Annotated in this window: 12 protein-coding genes; 7 read left to right on the top strand and 5 right to left on the bottom strand. The window is 46.1% G+C overall.

All coding sequences use genetic code 11. The annotated features are described in order from the left end of the window. A partial coding sequence (locus QUA45_RS08500; protein ID WP_333220278.1) for a DNA cytosine methyltransferase occupies positions 1–971 on the bottom strand: 971 nt, incomplete at its 3' end. 386 nt (positions 972–1,357) lie between these two features. Here QUA45_RS08500 and QUA45_RS08495 point away from each other — a divergent pair. From QUA45_RS08495 to QUA45_RS08480, 4 genes are all read left to right on the top strand, one after another. Beyond that, entirely contained in the window at positions 1,358–2,434 is a 1,077-nt protein-coding gene (locus QUA45_RS08495) for an alpha/beta fold hydrolase (protein WP_333220277.1), read from the top strand. 647 nt (positions 2,435–3,081) lie between these two features. Next, positions 3,082–4,683, top strand: a complete 1,602-nt coding sequence (locus QUA45_RS08490) for a metallophosphoesterase (protein WP_333220275.1) — start codon at positions 3,082–3,084, stop codon at positions 4,681–4,683. A gap of 94 nt (positions 4,684–4,777) precedes the next feature. Further along, positions 4,778–5,554, top strand: coding sequence for a DUF3891 family protein (locus QUA45_RS08485; RefSeq protein ID WP_333220272.1), 777 nt, complete (start codon positions 4,778–4,780; stop codon positions 5,552–5,554). A gap of 258 nt (positions 5,555–5,812) precedes the next feature. Then, complete coding sequence (locus QUA45_RS08480; RefSeq protein ID WP_333220270.1) at positions 5,813–6,781, top strand: YegS/Rv2252/BmrU family lipid kinase; 969 nt, start codon at positions 5,813–5,815, stop codon at positions 6,779–6,781. A 52-nt stretch (positions 6,782–6,833) separates the two neighbouring features. Here QUA45_RS08480 and QUA45_RS08475 read toward each other — a convergent pair whose 3' ends face one another. Further along, complete coding sequence (locus QUA45_RS08475) at positions 6,834–7,190, bottom strand: hypothetical protein (RefSeq protein ID WP_333094285.1); 357 nt, start codon at positions 7,188–7,190, stop codon at positions 6,834–6,836. 455 nt (positions 7,191–7,645) lie between these two features. Between QUA45_RS08475 and QUA45_RS08470 the strand changes: the two genes are divergently transcribed. Both QUA45_RS08470 and QUA45_RS08465 read left to right on the top strand, forming a co-directional pair. Further along, positions 7,646–12,142: a WD40 domain-containing protein gene (locus tag QUA45_RS08470; protein ID WP_333220268.1), complete on the top strand. Its 4,497-nt coding sequence runs from the start codon at positions 7,646–7,648 to the stop codon at positions 12,140–12,142. A 19-nt stretch (positions 12,143–12,161) separates the two neighbouring features. After that, positions 12,162–12,401 carry a hypothetical protein gene (locus tag QUA45_RS08465; protein WP_333220266.1) on the top strand — a complete coding sequence of 80 codons (240 nt, stop codon included), beginning with the start codon at positions 12,162–12,164 and terminating at the stop codon, positions 12,399–12,401. A gap of 73 nt (positions 12,402–12,474) precedes the next feature. On the opposite strand, the gene QUA45_RS08460 is transcribed toward QUA45_RS08465, so the two are convergent. From QUA45_RS08460 to QUA45_RS08450, 3 genes are all read right to left on the bottom strand, one after another. Next, positions 12,475–13,092, bottom strand: a complete 618-nt coding sequence (locus QUA45_RS08460; RefSeq protein ID WP_333220264.1) for a Uma2 family endonuclease — start codon at positions 13,090–13,092, stop codon at positions 12,475–12,477. A 257-nt stretch (positions 13,093–13,349) separates the two neighbouring features. Further along, positions 13,350–15,077 (bottom strand): ABC transporter ATP-binding protein, encoded by a 1,728-nt coding sequence (locus QUA45_RS08455; protein WP_333094279.1) that lies wholly within the window; start codon positions 15,075–15,077, stop codon positions 13,350–13,352. Between the two features lie 182 nt (positions 15,078–15,259). Further along, positions 15,260–15,742 (bottom strand): FxLYD domain-containing protein, encoded by a 483-nt coding sequence (locus QUA45_RS08450; RefSeq protein ID WP_333220262.1) that lies wholly within the window; start codon positions 15,740–15,742, stop codon positions 15,260–15,262. Positions 15,743–15,884: 142 nt separating this feature from the next. Between QUA45_RS08450 and QUA45_RS08445 the strand changes: the two genes are divergently transcribed. Then, positions 15,885–16,640, top strand: coding sequence for a Uma2 family endonuclease (locus tag QUA45_RS08445; RefSeq protein ID WP_333094277.1), 756 nt, complete (start codon positions 15,885–15,887; stop codon positions 16,638–16,640). Positions 16,641–16,667 lie beyond the last annotated feature (27 nt).

The following is a 16,667-nucleotide window of genomic DNA, read 5'->3' as shown; positions in this document are numbered from 1 at the left end:
ACGCGGTTGAGATAAGGATGAATATGAGTGCCGCCGTGATTTTCTTTAACAGTCATGCTCGGTTTTCCCGGATACTGTCGCTTGAAAGCATCGGCGTAGCTTTCATACAAAGAACCGCCTGGTGGAACTTTAGCAAGTCTTTCCATGTACTCAACAGAATGACGAGTCCATTCGTGGTTAATTTCTGGGATGGGAGTATACTCTGGTAAATCATAAATTGCTGACTCAATCGCTTTGTATTGTTCGGGCAACAATTGCGGCTTGGGATAGGGATTTTGCATCCCGAATCTATTGGCAATAAAAATGGCTCGCGGCCGGATTTGCGGGACTCCATAGGTGGCTGATTCCAGAACAGCAACGGAAACGTGGGGATAGCCAATTTCCTCAAAAGCCTCGCAAATGGCTTGCTTAACAGCTCCTTTTTGTATAGTCAATATTCCCGGTACGTTTTCCATGACAACATACCAAGGACGTATTTCAGAGACAACGCGGACAAACTCTCTAAATAAGCGATTTCGAGGGTCGTTGGGGTCGCGTTTTCCTGCAACTGAGAAGCCTTGACACGGCGGCCCACCTACAACAACATGAACTTCTGGCGAACCTATTTCAGCGAGCAACTTTTGGGGATTTAAGTTTTTTATATCGTCGCACAAGTGATGGCAATCTGGAAAGTTTTTTGTATGAGTTGCCGAGGCGATCGCATTAATTTCAACACTTGCTACTGGTCGAAAACCTGCTTGCAATAAACCTTGCGTCATACCGCCCGCACCGCAAAAAAGATCGACAAATGTATAGTCTGATTTTGGCAGTGACTGAGATTCAACATCAATGAATATCTTGTACGGATCGCAGTCATTTGCTTCTAGTTCGCGTTGGATGCGTTCGTAACGCCCTAATTTTGCTTTCTTCTGCTTTTTGACAGGAATTGGTTCAGACTCATTTGAGAATAAAGACAGTTGTATTGCTTCCATTTTATATTTGTTTACTGCATTCTATCTGATGTTGCCGACTTGGGGCAGGGTGTAGAGATCGATCGCACTTAGAGTCGGAGAGTGCGATCGTCCTATTGTACATCTGCGCGGGGATGCAAGACTCAGAAACCCTGTTTCTCAAAGCAACCAGGTTTTTTTTGTAGTTTGGGCGATCCGCTACAATATGCTAAACCTCGTTAGCTGGCATTCTTCTCTATTCGCCAATAAATGGTTCCAAAGGAATAGCAATTAATATTTTGGCTTGACTTCGCCCTTGAGTGCATTGACTCAAAAAGTATTGCGATTTTCAGGGTTATTCGCTAGAATAGCCAACCTGTCACGTAAAAACCTCCCACCAACGAGACAGACATTTCTCACATCCGCTTATGACCATTGCCTATACTCCACCTTGGCTGCTGAACAACGGCCTATTGATGACGTTGTACACCGCATTAAGGGCTAGTCGCCGCTGGGAAAAGACGATCGCTTACCCAGAGCCCCCTTACCGAGAACACATCTTTACGGGTGCCTGTGGAGTCCCGATTTTCGGCTGGGTTGCCATACCCGAAAATCCCCGATATACCATTGTCGGCACTTACGGCATTACTGGCGATCTGGATAATCAATGGTATCTCAAGCTACTAGGCCGTAAAGCCTATGCCCAAGGCTGTGCAGTGGTATTATTTGACTGGCGAGCTCACGGCAAAACTGCCCAACTCTCTCCCACCCTGACTTCTGATGGCCTATACGAAGGCGAAGATTTCGTTCGGATTGCTGCCGCTGCTAAAGAAATGGGATGTCCCGCCCCTTTTTGGTTTACGGGTTATTCCTTGGGCGGACAATTAGCCTTGTGGGCGGTAAAATCAGCTCAGACGATCGCCGATTGGGGGCCTGACTTAGGGCTCGAAGAGTCAGAACTAGCAGGCGCGGCGGTGATTTGCCCCAGCTTGGACTCGAACCGTTCTCTGTCTTATCTAGTTAAAGATGAGTGGGGGAAATTTTTAGAAAAAGCCATCGCGCGACAGTTAAAAAAACTAGCAAAAGACATCGCCGCATCGCATCCAGGGGCGATCGATCCTGCCGCTATTGCACGCGCCAACAGCATTTGGGGCTTTGACCAGGAACTGGTAATTGGCCCGTTAGGTTTCTCCTCTGTGGAAGAATACTATGACGCTAGCAGCGCTCTACACATTTTGCCTCACCTCAAAAAACCGACTTTCATCCTTTATGCAGCGGATGATCCGATGTTTGACCCGGTGCTTGTCTCTGAGTTGCAAGCCATTAGCGCGAACAATCCAGCCTTAGAATTATTGCTGACAGCCTACGGCGGTCATGTTGGGTATATCAGTAGTAAACGTTGTCAGCATCAATTTGCTGATAGCGATCGGTGGTGGGCATGGAATCGGATTTTACAGTGGTTCGATGCCTTGAGTGTTGATGAAGATTATCAAATAAAACCTTAACACTCCTCGGCAATAGTGGCGGGGAGGAAAGGATTAGGGGGTTTAATCGATCTAGTCCAGAACCTTAAAACTATTTTGCAAAAACACTAGACATCTGGGCACAAGCTGAATGGCTCACTGGGACACAATTGTGCATAATTTGCACAGCCAGGTGACTTAACCTCGATGTGACGACAGCATAAGGAGTAGAAGGAATTCTAGTTAAAAACTGGTGAATAAATATCGATTAATTTATTCGTTTTTTTGATAACTGTGTCAGTTATTAACTAGGTAAAACTAAAGCTCGAACTCTCAATCTAATCAAACCGCAAAGAGCGATAATTACTCTCTCGTATTTAGAGTTCGCTGTAGTTGGCTAGCATTGTTAGTGTTATCTTCCCACGTCCTTGATTGATGCCCTCGTCCTCGGCAACAACAAACAGCACCGCCTCGTACAAAATCTTATGTTAGTTGAGAGACGGGGGGATCGCATCAAAACCAAAGAAACCGGGTTTTTGGCCGCTGCTGTCGGTTTTAACGCCGTATTCTCGTAAAAAACCGGTTTCTGAGTACCCGCGCGTCGATTTTCAGCTTTTAGAGAGATGTAAAAACTCGCCCGATCGCTACACTATTAACTAGGAACTCAGCAATTTTGGAGAAGAGGTGAATTGAAATTCGTTTCCGACCCGCAAATAAAAGTTAAAATCCGCAAAATGAACGAGCGGGTGCGGTGGCAAGAAAAATCGATCGTCGATCGGGGAATCGACCAAACTCGGATGGTTTTGGAATCTCCAACCACCGACTCTCCAGAGTTTTCGTTTTTAGTCGTAGGCGATAGCGGCACGGGCAATCACCGCGGCTACAATCCCCAGCGGCAGATTGCCGAACAGATGGTCTCCGAGCGCGAAACTTGCCGTTTCGTCCTCCACACGGGCGATGTAGTTTATCTCGTCGGTTCCAGCGAATATTACTTGCAAAACTTTATTCGCCCCTACCGAGAATTTATCGTCGGCGGCGAGCATCCCTCTCGCATTGCCTACGATCGCATGGTGTTTAACTTTCCCTTTTTGCCCGTACCGGGAAACCACGACTATTACGACTTGCCGATAGTCTACGGCATTCTGTCGGCGACAGCTTTGCCGCTGCGCCGGCTGTTGGGTTCCAAGTTGGATCTCGATGTCGGCTGGCACGGTTCCGATCGCGGAAATACCTACGCCAAAGCGTTTCTCGACTACCTGCAAGCTCACAAAATGCCGGGAGAACTCGATCGCCACCTAGACGCCCACTACACCGCCAGCACCAGCACAGGCCGCTGCCTCCGCTACCAACCCGGACGCTTTACCCGCTTACCCAACCGCTACTACACCTTCCGCAGCGGCGGCATCGACTTCTTCGCCCTCGACTCCAACACCTTCAACGAACCGTTACCGATCCCGAAAACCAAACAGGGCGACATTCGCCGCCAGAATTTGGAACTCGATCGCCAGAAATTGGAACAAGAAAAATTGGTAATGCTCGAAATGTGCGATCGGCTCAACCCCCAAATTCCCGAGGAAGCCGAACAGCTAGACGACTTAGCCGCCAAGTTAGAGCAAGTTGACGAAATGTTGATGGATATTGACAAACAACTGTCGCCCGACAAAAAAGCCGGCACCGACGTTGAACAGCTCGAATGGCTGAAAAAAAGGCTGATTGACTCTTGGCGCGATTCCGAGGTGCGGGGGCGGGTAATTTACCTGCACCACCCCCCCTACGTCACAGAGGCCACAAAGTGGAATCAAGCTCAAACTTTGGCTGTTCGGTTGCGATTGCGCGAGGTGCTCGACTGGGTGGCCGATGCAGTTGGGGAAGTGGCGCGGGGGCGTCCGCTAGTAGATTTGGTGCTGACTGGCCACGCTCACTGTTTAGAATACCTGCGGACTGGGGATACCGGACACGGCGACTCTGGGATTAATTGGATTGTCTGCGGGGGAAGCGGCCACAGTCTCCGCCGCCAGCGCCCGGAAGGGCCGGTGTTGCAAGAAGGATTGAGTCCTGAAGCTTATCGGTTGGCGCGGCAGTCTGGTTCCGAAACAGCCAGCCGGCGGGTAGCGGAATCTTTGCTATTTGTCGGCCGCAGCGGTCAAGGTTCCCACAAACGCCGTCCTTATTCGTGTTTGCGGATTGATGTTCTCGATGGGTGTCCCCCGAAGTTCCGCATCAGACCTTTGGTTGTGGAACGATTTGAGGGGAAATGGCAGGATATCTCGATCGAACCTTTTGTGATTTAACTTTCGTTTTTGTCCAAATCTCGATCGCCCTTAAAAAGGTGGACTTTAACCGATTGTTCCCCACTTTTTAAGGTTAGGGGGGATCGAGAGCCGAATGCTGGCACAAAATACTCGTATTAACTTAATTGAGGAGAAAAATTCAATGATTGCTAACTTAACCGCAACGGGCTGGGAAATAATTTACCACCGGGCCCACGCTTTGCTCGCGGCGCAACTTGGCGGACAGTGGAAGCGCTCGAAATCTCCGGTTCGCCTCTACGAAACCATAGCGGCTATTTCGCATCACGATGATTTGGAGAAAGAATGGGAAGAAAATATTTTGACTGAAGCGGGCGCGCCCTTTGATTTTACCTTGCAGACTGAAACTTCTCTGCCGAAAATTAAAGCCATGACGGAGAATTCCCTATATCGCGGTAGGTGGGTAGCAATGCTGATTTCTATGCACATGAGCTATCTCAATGAAGGAAAGCGGGGAGAGTCGAAGGAACTAGACGAGTTTTTGGACGAACAACTGGAAAATCAAAAAAAATGGCAAAAAGAGTTGAATATTTCTCAGGAAGATGCTAAGGCAGCTTATGCTTTTTTCCAGTGGTGCGATCGGCTATCATTAATTCTTTGCAGCCGCGAGTTACCCGCCGGAGAACGAGCTTTAGAAATTAGTGTCGGCCCGGACGGCAAGCGCTACGATATTGTACAGCACAGCAATGAACTCGTGACTGTAACTCCTTGGCCTTTTGAAGAAGATAAATTTACTGTTAACGTCGAAGCGTGCCTTTTGGATAAAGTCAAGTTCGACAGCAACAAGGAAATCAAGGAAGCGTTGCACAAAGCTCGGCGCGAAGTCTTAGAGTGGACTTTTGTCAAGTCTTAATTAAACCTTTGAAAAATAGGTGAAGGTTGTTGTCGGAGTTTAGCGGGCATGGCATTTGTGTTAACTTAATGTTAAAACCATGTCTAAATTAGGGTTATAGTTGAGTCTTGCTCCCCCTTAACTCCCCTTAATAACGGGGGGATAAGAACAGTCAAAATGGGTTTTATTGAGGGGGATGCGATGGCGCTCGAAACTTGGATACAAACCAAAACAATCTAGGATTTCCGTTCAGCCATTACCCATTACCTATTACCAACTATGAAACGTTCAGCTTGCCTAATTTTCAATCCCGCCGCCGGCAACAGCGATCCCGACCAAGACTTAGCTAGAATTAAGGAACTTTTAGAGCCTTTGATTGACTTAGACATTCGGCTGACCACCCGCGAATTAGACGCCGATGAAATCGCCCGCGAAGCAGTTGCCAGGGGGGTTGAGGCAATTATTGCTTCCGGGGGCGACGGCACCTTGTCCGCAGTTGCTGGGGCGATTGTCGGCACAAATATTCCTTTAGGAATTATTTCGCGGGGAACTGCTAATGCTTTTGCTAATGCTTTAGACATTCCAAATACAATTGAAACCGCCTGCGCCACTATTTTGGGAGGGTTGACGCGGGTGGTGGATGCGGCGATTTGCAACGGTGAAATGCCGATGGTTTTGTTAGCTGGAGTGGGCTTTGAGGCGGAAACCGTCGAACTTGCCGATCGCGAAATGAAGAATCGTTGGGGAATGCTGGCTTACATTCTTTCAGGAATTAAACAGTTAAACAATTTAGAAAGATTTGAAGCGGAAATCGAAACCGAAGATAGAATTATCAGCCTTACTGCTGTGGCCGTCACCGTGGCAAATGCAGCGCCGCCTACTTCCATTTTAGCTCAAGGCCCGGCGGGGATTATTTTTGATGACGGCTTGCTGGACATAACGCTGGTGGCGCCTCAGAATAAAGCTGGGGCGATCGCAGCTTCTTATCACCTATTGCAAACAGCTTTGACCGGCAATCCTACAGATCGCGACGACATCGGTTATTTGCGGGCAAAAAAAGTAAAAATTAGTGCCGATCCGCCTCAAAAAGTGGTTGTAGACGGCGAAATCATCGGCATGACTCCGGTTTCTGTTGAATGCGTTCCAGGAGGTTTAACTATTTTTGTACCGCGAGTTGAAGAAGAGCCTGTAGTGGAAAAACTCACCGGTTTAGCGGACATCGAAATTACATTGAAACCCTTAACTTAAACTTTTTAGCGACACAAATAATCAGAAAGACCGCCCGGGCGGTCTTTTGTTTTTAGGCTTCTAGAATTTGGCGAATTCGGCGCTCCAAACGTTCTAGATCGAGTCCGCCTTCATCGCGGCTGATGCGGCGCACCGTGAGGTTAACATTGCTCAAATCTGCCAGCAAATCTTGGAGAATTTCTTGTTGCTGCCGAGCTTGAGTTATTTCGCGCGGTTCCTGCACCAAATCGCGAACAATTGTATCTTCCGCGCGCGAAGCAACGATCGGGTCTGCTTCGCCGTCTACGTGCACAAAAGTGCGCCGACCGGGTCCGCGTTCTTCTTCAATTGGTATTACTGCTGTTACTCTATCGGAGCGTACATATTTGCCAAATCCCAGGTGGACTAAGACGGATGATTGTATTTTCATAGAGAGCAACTTTTATTGGTTCGTTATCTATATTTTAACTTTTAACAATTAGAGATGACAACTAAATTAGAGCTATCCTTACTACAATATTTGTCGGTTTTTCCTCGGTATTATAGTGGTCATATTTAGTAAAAAGTGCTAGTATCTGCGGTAATAGCATGATGGCTCAGAAACCGCGTTTTTTAGCGAATTTGCAGGCTGCAAGGCGTTTTTTGGTAGCAACCCGGTTTCGAGGAGTCGGAGGGCATGGGAACCCAAAAACCAGGTTGTTACGGGAGCTTCGGGCTACAGCGCGTCTTTTGGTAACAACCCGGTTTTTTTGGTCGGAGTGTCTAAGTGATGGGTTAACATAAAAATAGAGCAATTTGCGATCGCCCGCAGCGCATTTCAGGGACACAGCCTACCGATTCTAGATTTGAGCATTACTTTCACGGAAAAACAGGAAAGCCTAAATCATGCTAATTAGTCTCGACTTAGTTATCAGTATCCTGACGACAATTCCCTTCGGCACTATCAAAGACAAGTTTCAGCGCAACGAAACAGTTATCAAATTATTAAAAAGATTTAACCTCGACCCCGATGCTCCGCCCGCGGATTTTAGCGGGGTTTATGTTTATACTTTAGTAGAATACGGCGCTGGCAAACCCAAGCAGATTTTAGAACTGTTTCGCCAAAAAGAGATTGAATCAGCATTTCGCAAAGCCTTCGAGTCCGATAGCCCAGCGATTTTAATTAAAGCAGGCGATGAATATCTGAATGAGAGTGCTTTAGGCCAAGAAATTCGAGATTTAGGCATTGACCCCCGACGGGAATTCATGGCATTTGCCGCCGTGTTTATGGAAGTAGCAAAGCGGACGCGGACGCTGGGAGATGTGATGGTGGGAAATGCGATCGCCTCTTTGCAAAAACGCCTATCTATGGTAATGGATCGCATCGAACGCCTCCCCACTATCGAAGGAATTCGCACCGAATTTGCACGACTGGAATCTGAAGATTATCCCGCACTTCCCGCCGCAGCAGCATCAACTAATATTCAAAAGTCTCAAGTTTTTATTTTATCGCAACAAGTTCGAGGTTGGTTTGAAACATTAAATTATCAGTTTGAGAAATATGAAATTTGGGAAGATAACTATTTTGAATTGATTATCAATGTTCCCGTCAGACGAAAAAAGTACGATCGCATTTTAGTGCGCGGAATTGCCGGAGAAGCGGGACTCAGGGATATCTCAGCCTTGCGCGAGTCGGTAGAAAAACAGCGCACCGATGAAGGCTGGTTAGTTACGGCCCGCCGCATCAGTCGCGTCGCGCGGGATGAGGTAAAAAAAGCCGAAAATCGTAATTTAGCTTGCTATACGTTTGATGAATTACTCGACCAAGATGCCGATTTTACTGCTTATCTGGATTGGCTAGAAACAGAAATTACCAGCCGAGGAATTGATACCAAATATGTGCCGCTAGCTTGTACGAAAGAAGAAATCGACCCCGATACTCACCGCAAGATAGGCGTGAGTCATTATGGCGATCGAGATGGCTGGATCGAAGGTTATCTTGACCTGTGGTTGAATGACCCAGTAAAAGAACATATTTCAGTTTTAGGAGAATTTGGAACGGGAAAAAGTTGGTTTGCGATGCACTATGCTTGGATGGCGCTGCAACGCTACCGAGATGCTCAAAAGCGGGGATTAGAACGTCCGCGTTTGCCGTTAGTAATTCCTTTGCGAGATTACGCCAAAGCAGTTAGTGTCGAGTCGCTATTTTCCGAGTTTTTCTTTCGCAAGCACGAGATACCTTTGGCGGGTTATTCGGCCTTTGAACAACTTAATCGCATGGGTAAATTTCTGTTAATTTTCGATGGTTTTGATGAAATGGCCGCTAAGTGCGATCGGCAAGAAACCATCAACAACTTCTGGGAACTGGCAAAAGCCGTCGTTCCCGGCGCAAAAGTCATCCTCACTTGCCGTACCGAACACTTTCCTGAAGGCAAGGAAGGACGGGCATTGTTCAATGCAGAACTGCAAGCATCAACAACCATTTTAACAGGCGAAACTCCCCAATTTGAAGTCTTAGAATTAGAGAAATTTAACGACGAGCAAATTCGGCAAGCGCTGTCATTTCAAACAGAAGCGGCGACAGTTGAAAAAGTCATGGGAAACCCGCAACTATTGGATTTAGCGCGTCGCCCGGTAATGACCGAGTTAATTTTGGAAGCATTGCCCGATATTGAAGCTGGAAAACCAGTCGATATGTCGCGGATATATCTGTATGCGGTGCGGCGGAAGATAGAGAGAGATATCAAAGCTGAACGTACTTTTACTTCTGTAGCAGATAAGCTTTACTTTTTGTGCGAACTGTCTTGGGAAATGCTGTCTACCAACCAAATGAGCCTCAATTATCGCGGTTTTCCCGATCGCATTCGCAGCTTGTTTGGTTCCATCGTCCAAGAGGAAAAAGACTTAGACCACTGGCACTATGACATGATGGGTCAAACGATGCTAATCCGCAATGCAGATGGCGATTATACTCCGGCGCATCGTTCGCTGTTAGAGTTTTTTGTCGCTTATAAATTTGCAGCAGAATTGGGAGTTTTGGCGGCTGATTTTACCGAATTAGTTGCGCCGGAACAGTCTTGTGTCAATCCTGATGCAGCGCCTGAATCATACACTTGGTCAAATTATTGTCGGCTTCAGGCCCAGAAGAGAAATAAGAACGAACTTATAGCGCCTTTGAAAGGATTTGTTGCTGAAGATTTAGATCAACTTCTTCAGAGTTTCGGACAAGCGCCACTGACGAAAGCAGTCATGGATTTGTTGTTGCCAATGGTAGGGGCTGTACCCTCGTGTCGGCCCTGCCTCGATGTAGGGGTAGCTACGGAGGAATTATTGGAAATTCTGGAAGCAACGCGGGGAAAAACAGAAAGTGAGGTAGGTTATGTGGGAGGGAATGCGGCGACGCTGTTGGTGAAAATCGATCGCACTGCGTTAGAAACAAAAGACCTGTCTCGTGCGGTTATTTTAGGTGCTGATTTGACAAATGCGACGCTGCGTCGCGTCAACTTTGCTGAAGCTAATTTGGCTAATTCTGATTTTACTAAAATCTTCAGCAGCGTGCGATCGGTCATATTTAGCCCTGATGGCAAACTGTTAGCTACAGGTGATACTGATGGCATAGTTCGCTTGTGGGAAGCTAGCAGTTGCAGAGAAATATTGACCTGTAAAGGACATACCAACGTGGTGGAGTCAGTCGCCTTCAGTCCTGACGGCAAAATACTTGCTAGCGCCAGTTATGACAAAACGATCGAGTTATGGGATGTCAAGACTGGTGAATGTTTAAAAGTTTTGCAGGGACATACCGAATCAGTAATGTCAGTCACCTTCAATCCCGATGGAAATATACTCGCTAGCGGGAGTTTCGATCGCACGATAAGGTTATGGGAGATCCGCACGGGTGAATGCCTCAAAATTTTGCAAGACCATACTAAAGTTGTATGTTCAGTTGCTTTCCATCCTACTGGTGAGATGCTTGCCAGTGGAAGCGGTGACGAAACAGTGAGGCTGTGGAATATCGGTACTGGTGAATGTGTCAAAACTTTGCAAGGTCATACTAAAAACGTGTTTTCAGTTGCTTTCAATTCTGCTGGTGAAATACTTGCTAGTGGCAGCGGCGACAAAACAGTGAAGCTGTGGAATATTGGTAGGGGTGAATGTCTCAAAACTTTGGAGGGACATTTCGATCAAATAAAGTCGATCGCCTTTAGCCCAAATGGCGAACTACTTGCAAGTGGCAGTCACGATCGCACAGCAAAATTGTGGGATATCAACAGCGGTGAATGCTTGAATACTTTGCAAGGGCATAACGATCGAGTAGGGTCAATCGCCTTCCATCCTGGGGGTGAAATACTTGTTAGCGGCAGTTACGATAAAACGCTGAAGCTGTGGGATATCAACAGCGGTGAATGCTTGAATACACTGCAAGGGCATAGCAATCAAGTAAGGTCGATCGCCTTCAGTCCTAACGGTGAAATGCTGGCCAGCGGCGATGACGCGCAAACAGTCAAGCTGTGGAATATCAACAGCGGTGAATGCCCCCAAATCTTGCGCGGACACCTCGATCGGGTAAACTTAGTTGCCTTCAATCCTTCGGGTGAAATACTTGCCAGCGCTAGTTACGACCAAACACTGAAACTGTGGGATATTCGCAGTGGTGAATGCCTCCATACTTTGCCAGAATTTGGCAATGAAACACGATCGATCGCCTTCAGTTCAAATGGTGAAATACTTGCGAGTGCAGGTTATGACCAAACGGTGAGGCTGTGGGATATCGGTACTGGCGAATGCCTCAAAACGTTGGACGGGCATAACAATTCTGTACACTCGGCTGCTTTCAGTCCTGTGGGCGAGATATTTGCCAGTGCAGGTTTTGACGGAACGGTGAGGCTGTGGGATATCCATACTGGTGAATGCCTGCAAATCTTGCAGGCGCATACGAATTGGGCACCCGGAATCGCCTTTAGCCATAACGGTGAAATACTTGCCACTGGAAGTGTCGATCGAACAATAAGACTATGGGATGTCCGTAGCGGTGAATGCCTTCAAATCTTACAGGGGCATACTGATTGGATACGTTCAGTTGCCTTTAGTTCTTCTAGTGAAATAGTTGTTAGTGGAAGTGTCGATGGAACGGTAAGATTATGGGATATCAATACAGGTGAATGTCTCAAAATTTTGCAAGGTCATACCAGTAGAATTAACTCTGTTGCCTTCAATTCAGAGGATCAAATTATTGCTGCTTGCAGTCGGGATGGCACAATTATACTTTGGGATGTTGAGACGGGTGAGTGCTTCAAAATACTAAAAAGTGACAGACCTTATGAAAACATGAATATCACAGGAGTTACGGGTTTAACGGAAGTAGAAAAAGCCACGCTCAAAGCTTTAGGGGCTGTGGAAAATTAATCATCAAAAAGGAGAAACTATGCAGTCAGCAATACGGATTAGAACCAAAGTTCTTGCAGGAAATAAATTTGAAATTCAACTGCCGCCTGGATCTGTGGGCGAAGAGGTTGAAGTTTTTGCGATCGTACCAGAAAAGCCTCAAGGGGGGCGGCGCAAGGTGTTGGAATTGCTTACAGAAATCCGCAGCCGTCATGTTTCCAGAACAGTTGAAGAAATTGACCGGGAACTAGAAGCAGAAAGAAACTCATGGGACAACTAAACCTACCATCCTCTGCTACAATTTACTTGGATACACAAGTCATTATTTACACCGTTGAAGCTAACCCGAATTACTATTCGCTTTGGATAGATCCGAAAACCTGTTCAACAGTTAGATTTAGTTCGGGAAAAGCAGAGGATAAAATTCGATCGCCCTCTCGGAACAGGCTAACCTGATACTCCCCATCAACCAACTGGTAAACTGAGATAGTCGGTTGTTTCGGATTACCAATGAAACGTTTGCCGCCCAAAGCAGCATAATCCACAACCCAATATTCCGGGATACCCAATCTTTCATAATCAGCCACTTTAACCAGATAATCATCTTGCCAGTTGGTGCTAACTACCTCCACCGCAAGTTTAACAGAATCACCTTGCGTAATAATCGATGATTTTTTCCAAAGTGGCTCCGAAATCAAGGCAGGCTTGTCTAATATTATGATGTCTGGCTGAAACCCTGTAGTCGCTGCTGGAGATCTGACGAAATAGGTTGATGGTGTTATATAAGGAAGATTTAGGCGATCGATTTCTACGTTAATTTTGCGGATGAGAAAACTTGTAACTTCCTCATGGTCTCCGTTTGGATTCATCTCAACTATCACTCCATTTCGTAGCTCGAAACGTCCTTTGCCATCGGGATACCACTCTAGGAATTCTTCAAATGTTAGTAGTTTGGCTGTGGTTTGAATCATGTTGGCACTGCCTGTTCTTTTTAACTGGAATCAGTAAATATCCAGTTGGATAATTTATTGTATCATTCTTCATAGGACTGACGCACGGGTAGTCAGAAACCGGGTTTTTTACGAGCATACTTGGTTGAGGCCAGCAGATTCGGCCAAAAACCCGGTTTCTTGTCGAAGCGCGCGCCGGTAGTCAGAAACCGGTTTTTTTACGAGCATACTTGGTTGAGGCCAGCAGAAACGGCTAAAAACCCGGTTTCTAACGTAGCCTACTGACTAAACTGTTGAGCGTAGTAGCCAGCATAGCGATCGCCCTTTTCCAGCAACTCCTCGTGCGTCCCCGATTCGACAATTCTGCCTTTTTCCAAAACTAAAATGCGATCGGCTCTCCGCACAGTAGCCAAGCGGTGAGCGATAATAAACACAGTGCGATCGCGCATCAATCTTTCCAGCGCTTCCTGCACTAAACCTTCGGATTCCGAATCCAGCGCCGATGTCGCTTCATCCAAAATCAAAATTCTGGGAGCGAGCAGAACTGCACGGGCGATCGCAATTCTTTGTTTCTGTCCCCCAGATAAATTTACACCTCTTTCTCCTACCCAAGTTTGATAGCCATCAGGAAACTGATTAATAAATTGATGAGCGTTAGCAATCTCCGCAGCTTTTTGCACATCTTTCAGTTCATAATAAGATCGCCCAAAAGCGATATTTTGAGCAATTGTACCCGAAAATAAAATCGTTTCTTGCGGTACAATTCCGATTTGCCGCCGCAAAGTATTTAAGGTGACATCTTGAATATCAATACCGTCAATTAAAATCTGTCCCGCTTGCGGATCGTAAAATCTCGGTAACAAGTTTACTAAAGTAGTTTTACCCGCACCGGATGCACCCACGAGGGCAATCATTTCTCCGGGAAGCACCAACAAACTCATGTTTTGCAGAATGGGTGTCTCTGAGTTATAGGCAAAATTAATATTGCGGTATTCGACTTTTCCGGTAACATGGGGAAGTTCAATTGCCCCAGGCTTTTCGACAACAGCGGGTTCAATTGCTAATAGTTCAAAAATGCGATCGCTAGAAGCTTCTCCCTGCTTAAAATCCCCGTAATTAGCAGTTGTAATAGCGATGGGGTCAATTAAAAGTGCCACCCCTGCGATATAACTTATAAATTGAGTACCTGTGAGATTTCCTTGAGAAATTTGCCAACCTCCCAGGAAAAAGAGCAAAATCACGCTCATCGCTTCCAAAAAGCCAACTACAACGAACTGAAGTGCTTTTACTCTTTCTGACAAATACTTAGCGCGGCGGTTTTGTTCTGCTTCTTCTGCAAAGCGGGCAATTTCGTAGTCTTCAGCCACAAATGCTTTGATTAAACGAATGCCGCTGAATACTTCTGTCAGCAAAGCGGATAAATCAGAGATGCGATTTTGACTTTGCCGCGAGTAACTCAGCAATCTCTCGCCAAACCAACCAATTAAGATAGCCATCAGCGGTGCAATAATTAATGCACCCAAGGTTAATTGCCAGTTGAGATAAATCATATATCCCAGGACGGCAATTAGCTGCAAAATACAAGGAATAAACTGATGAAAAAATTTATTTACGACTTCGCCAATGCGGTCAATATCTTCGGTGAGGCGGTAGGATAAGTCTCCGGTTTTGGCAGTTTCAAAGTAGCCGAGATTGAGTTTTTGCAGGTGGGAGTAGACTTTTTTGCGGATTTCTAAAGCAATAGTCAAAGCTGCTTTCGCCATCAGCGTATCTTGACCGTACTGGGCTGTACCGCGAAGTAGAAATATAATGGCGCTGAGTGCAGCAATTTGAGCGAACCCTTGTAAATCTCCTTTACCTATAAATTTGGCTGTTTCGCCAACCAGCCACGCTATAATCGGCCAAAATACGGTAAATACTACGGTACAAGCTAATGCTTTACCGATGGTTTGTTTTTGGGGACGGAGGTAGGGTAAGATTTGCCAGTATGTAGATCGAGTTTTCAAGATATTTTACCTCTGCAAGTTCTGTTTTTACAGATATCTGAGCCAAAATATGATATCAGCGATCGGGCAAATCTCAACAATCATTCTTCACCGAAAGCATCCGGGATAGAAAGCCCACGGATGAATCCGTGGGCTTTCTTGTCCAATTCTTCAATCTAAAATCTAAAATCTAAAATCTAAAATCATTCTTGACCGTCGGCATGAGTAGCCTGTACTTTAGCCCCCGCGACAACTTCGCCCCGAAAGGCGGCTGACTGTCCGGGCGCAAGAGTAAGTGGTTCAGCGTAGATAAATCCGTTGTCAATTAAATTGCCTGACTCGTCCAAAACTTCATAATTGACTTTGACATTCTTGATTATTTTGCAGCCTTGATTAAGGACTTGACCGCTGAAAAAGTTGCCGTCATAATTAGTCGCCTTAATTGACACTTTTGCAGCGATGTTGAGACCGGGAATGCAAGTTTGGGAAGTTCCTAAAGATGGCTGTTTCTCGCATAACTTGCCCAAGTCTACTGTTTTGCCGTCGGGGGTTTTCATGTAGCAAAACGGCTCGTCAATTTCGGAGTTTTGGGCAAGTGTATTTGTAGAGTATGCAATCAAAGGGCGAGTTGATATCGAGGACATTAGCCAAATCGATAAAGCTCCTGTTAAAGGTAAATAAACCATGTTTTTTCTGCTTTTTATGAAATAAATCCTACAAGATAATGCAGCTAAAATTTAGGCTAGCATATTTATATGTATGGCGCGTCGCGCTCACGCTGCATTGTGCTATGATAAAACATCAAACTTGAGAAAGTAAAGTAAAGTCATGGTCGTTACTCAAGATAACCCAGGACAAAAAACGTTAGAACTGATCGTAACGTGGGAGAAGTTGCCAGACGACTTCCAATTAGAAGAAAAACCAGTGGAGAATACAGGTCAACCGCTAATTGCTGGAGCACTGCGAGAAATCTTAGAATTGAGAGGATTTATCGGGCCACAAATGCTGATAGCCAGCAATTTTGGGATTTGCGCTACCGTCAACGGCGAGTTAGTAATCAAAGCACCAGATTGGGTTTATGTACCGTCGGTACTGCCCGCCGAATCGAGAAGAGACCGCAAAAGTTATACCCCAAACTTGGAAGGAGAAATTCCCACTATTGTCATGGAATTCTTGTCCGAAACAGACGGGGGTGAATATTCTGTCAAACGTACTTTTCCTCCGGGAAAGTGGTTTTTTTACGAACAAATTCTGCAAGTACCAACATACATCATTTTTGACCCAGAAACTGGCTTACTGGAAGTATATCGCTTGCAAAATGGCAAATACGAATTAGAATTTCCTGACGCGGAAGGTCGCCACTGGATGGCAGATATTGGTTTGTATTTAGGAACGTGGCGAGGGGAGAAAGAACAGCGTTCAGGCTATTGGTTGCGCTGGTGGGATGAAGCAGGAAATCTGCTTTTATGGGGTGTAGAACAGTTAGCAGCAGAACGTGAACGGGCCGATCGCGAACGTGAACGGGCCGAACGACTGGCTGAATATTTGCGCGATCGGGGAATTAACCCGGACGAGATTATTTGATAAGTTGTACGCCATACTTGTAGGGTG

Origin of the sequence: Microcoleus sp. Pol12A5 (assembly GCF_036701435.1) — a bacterium.
GTDB lineage: Bacteria > Cyanobacteriota > Cyanobacteriia > Cyanobacteriales > Microcoleaceae > Microcoleus.
This window is presented reverse-complemented; position numbering and strand designations above follow the sequence as displayed.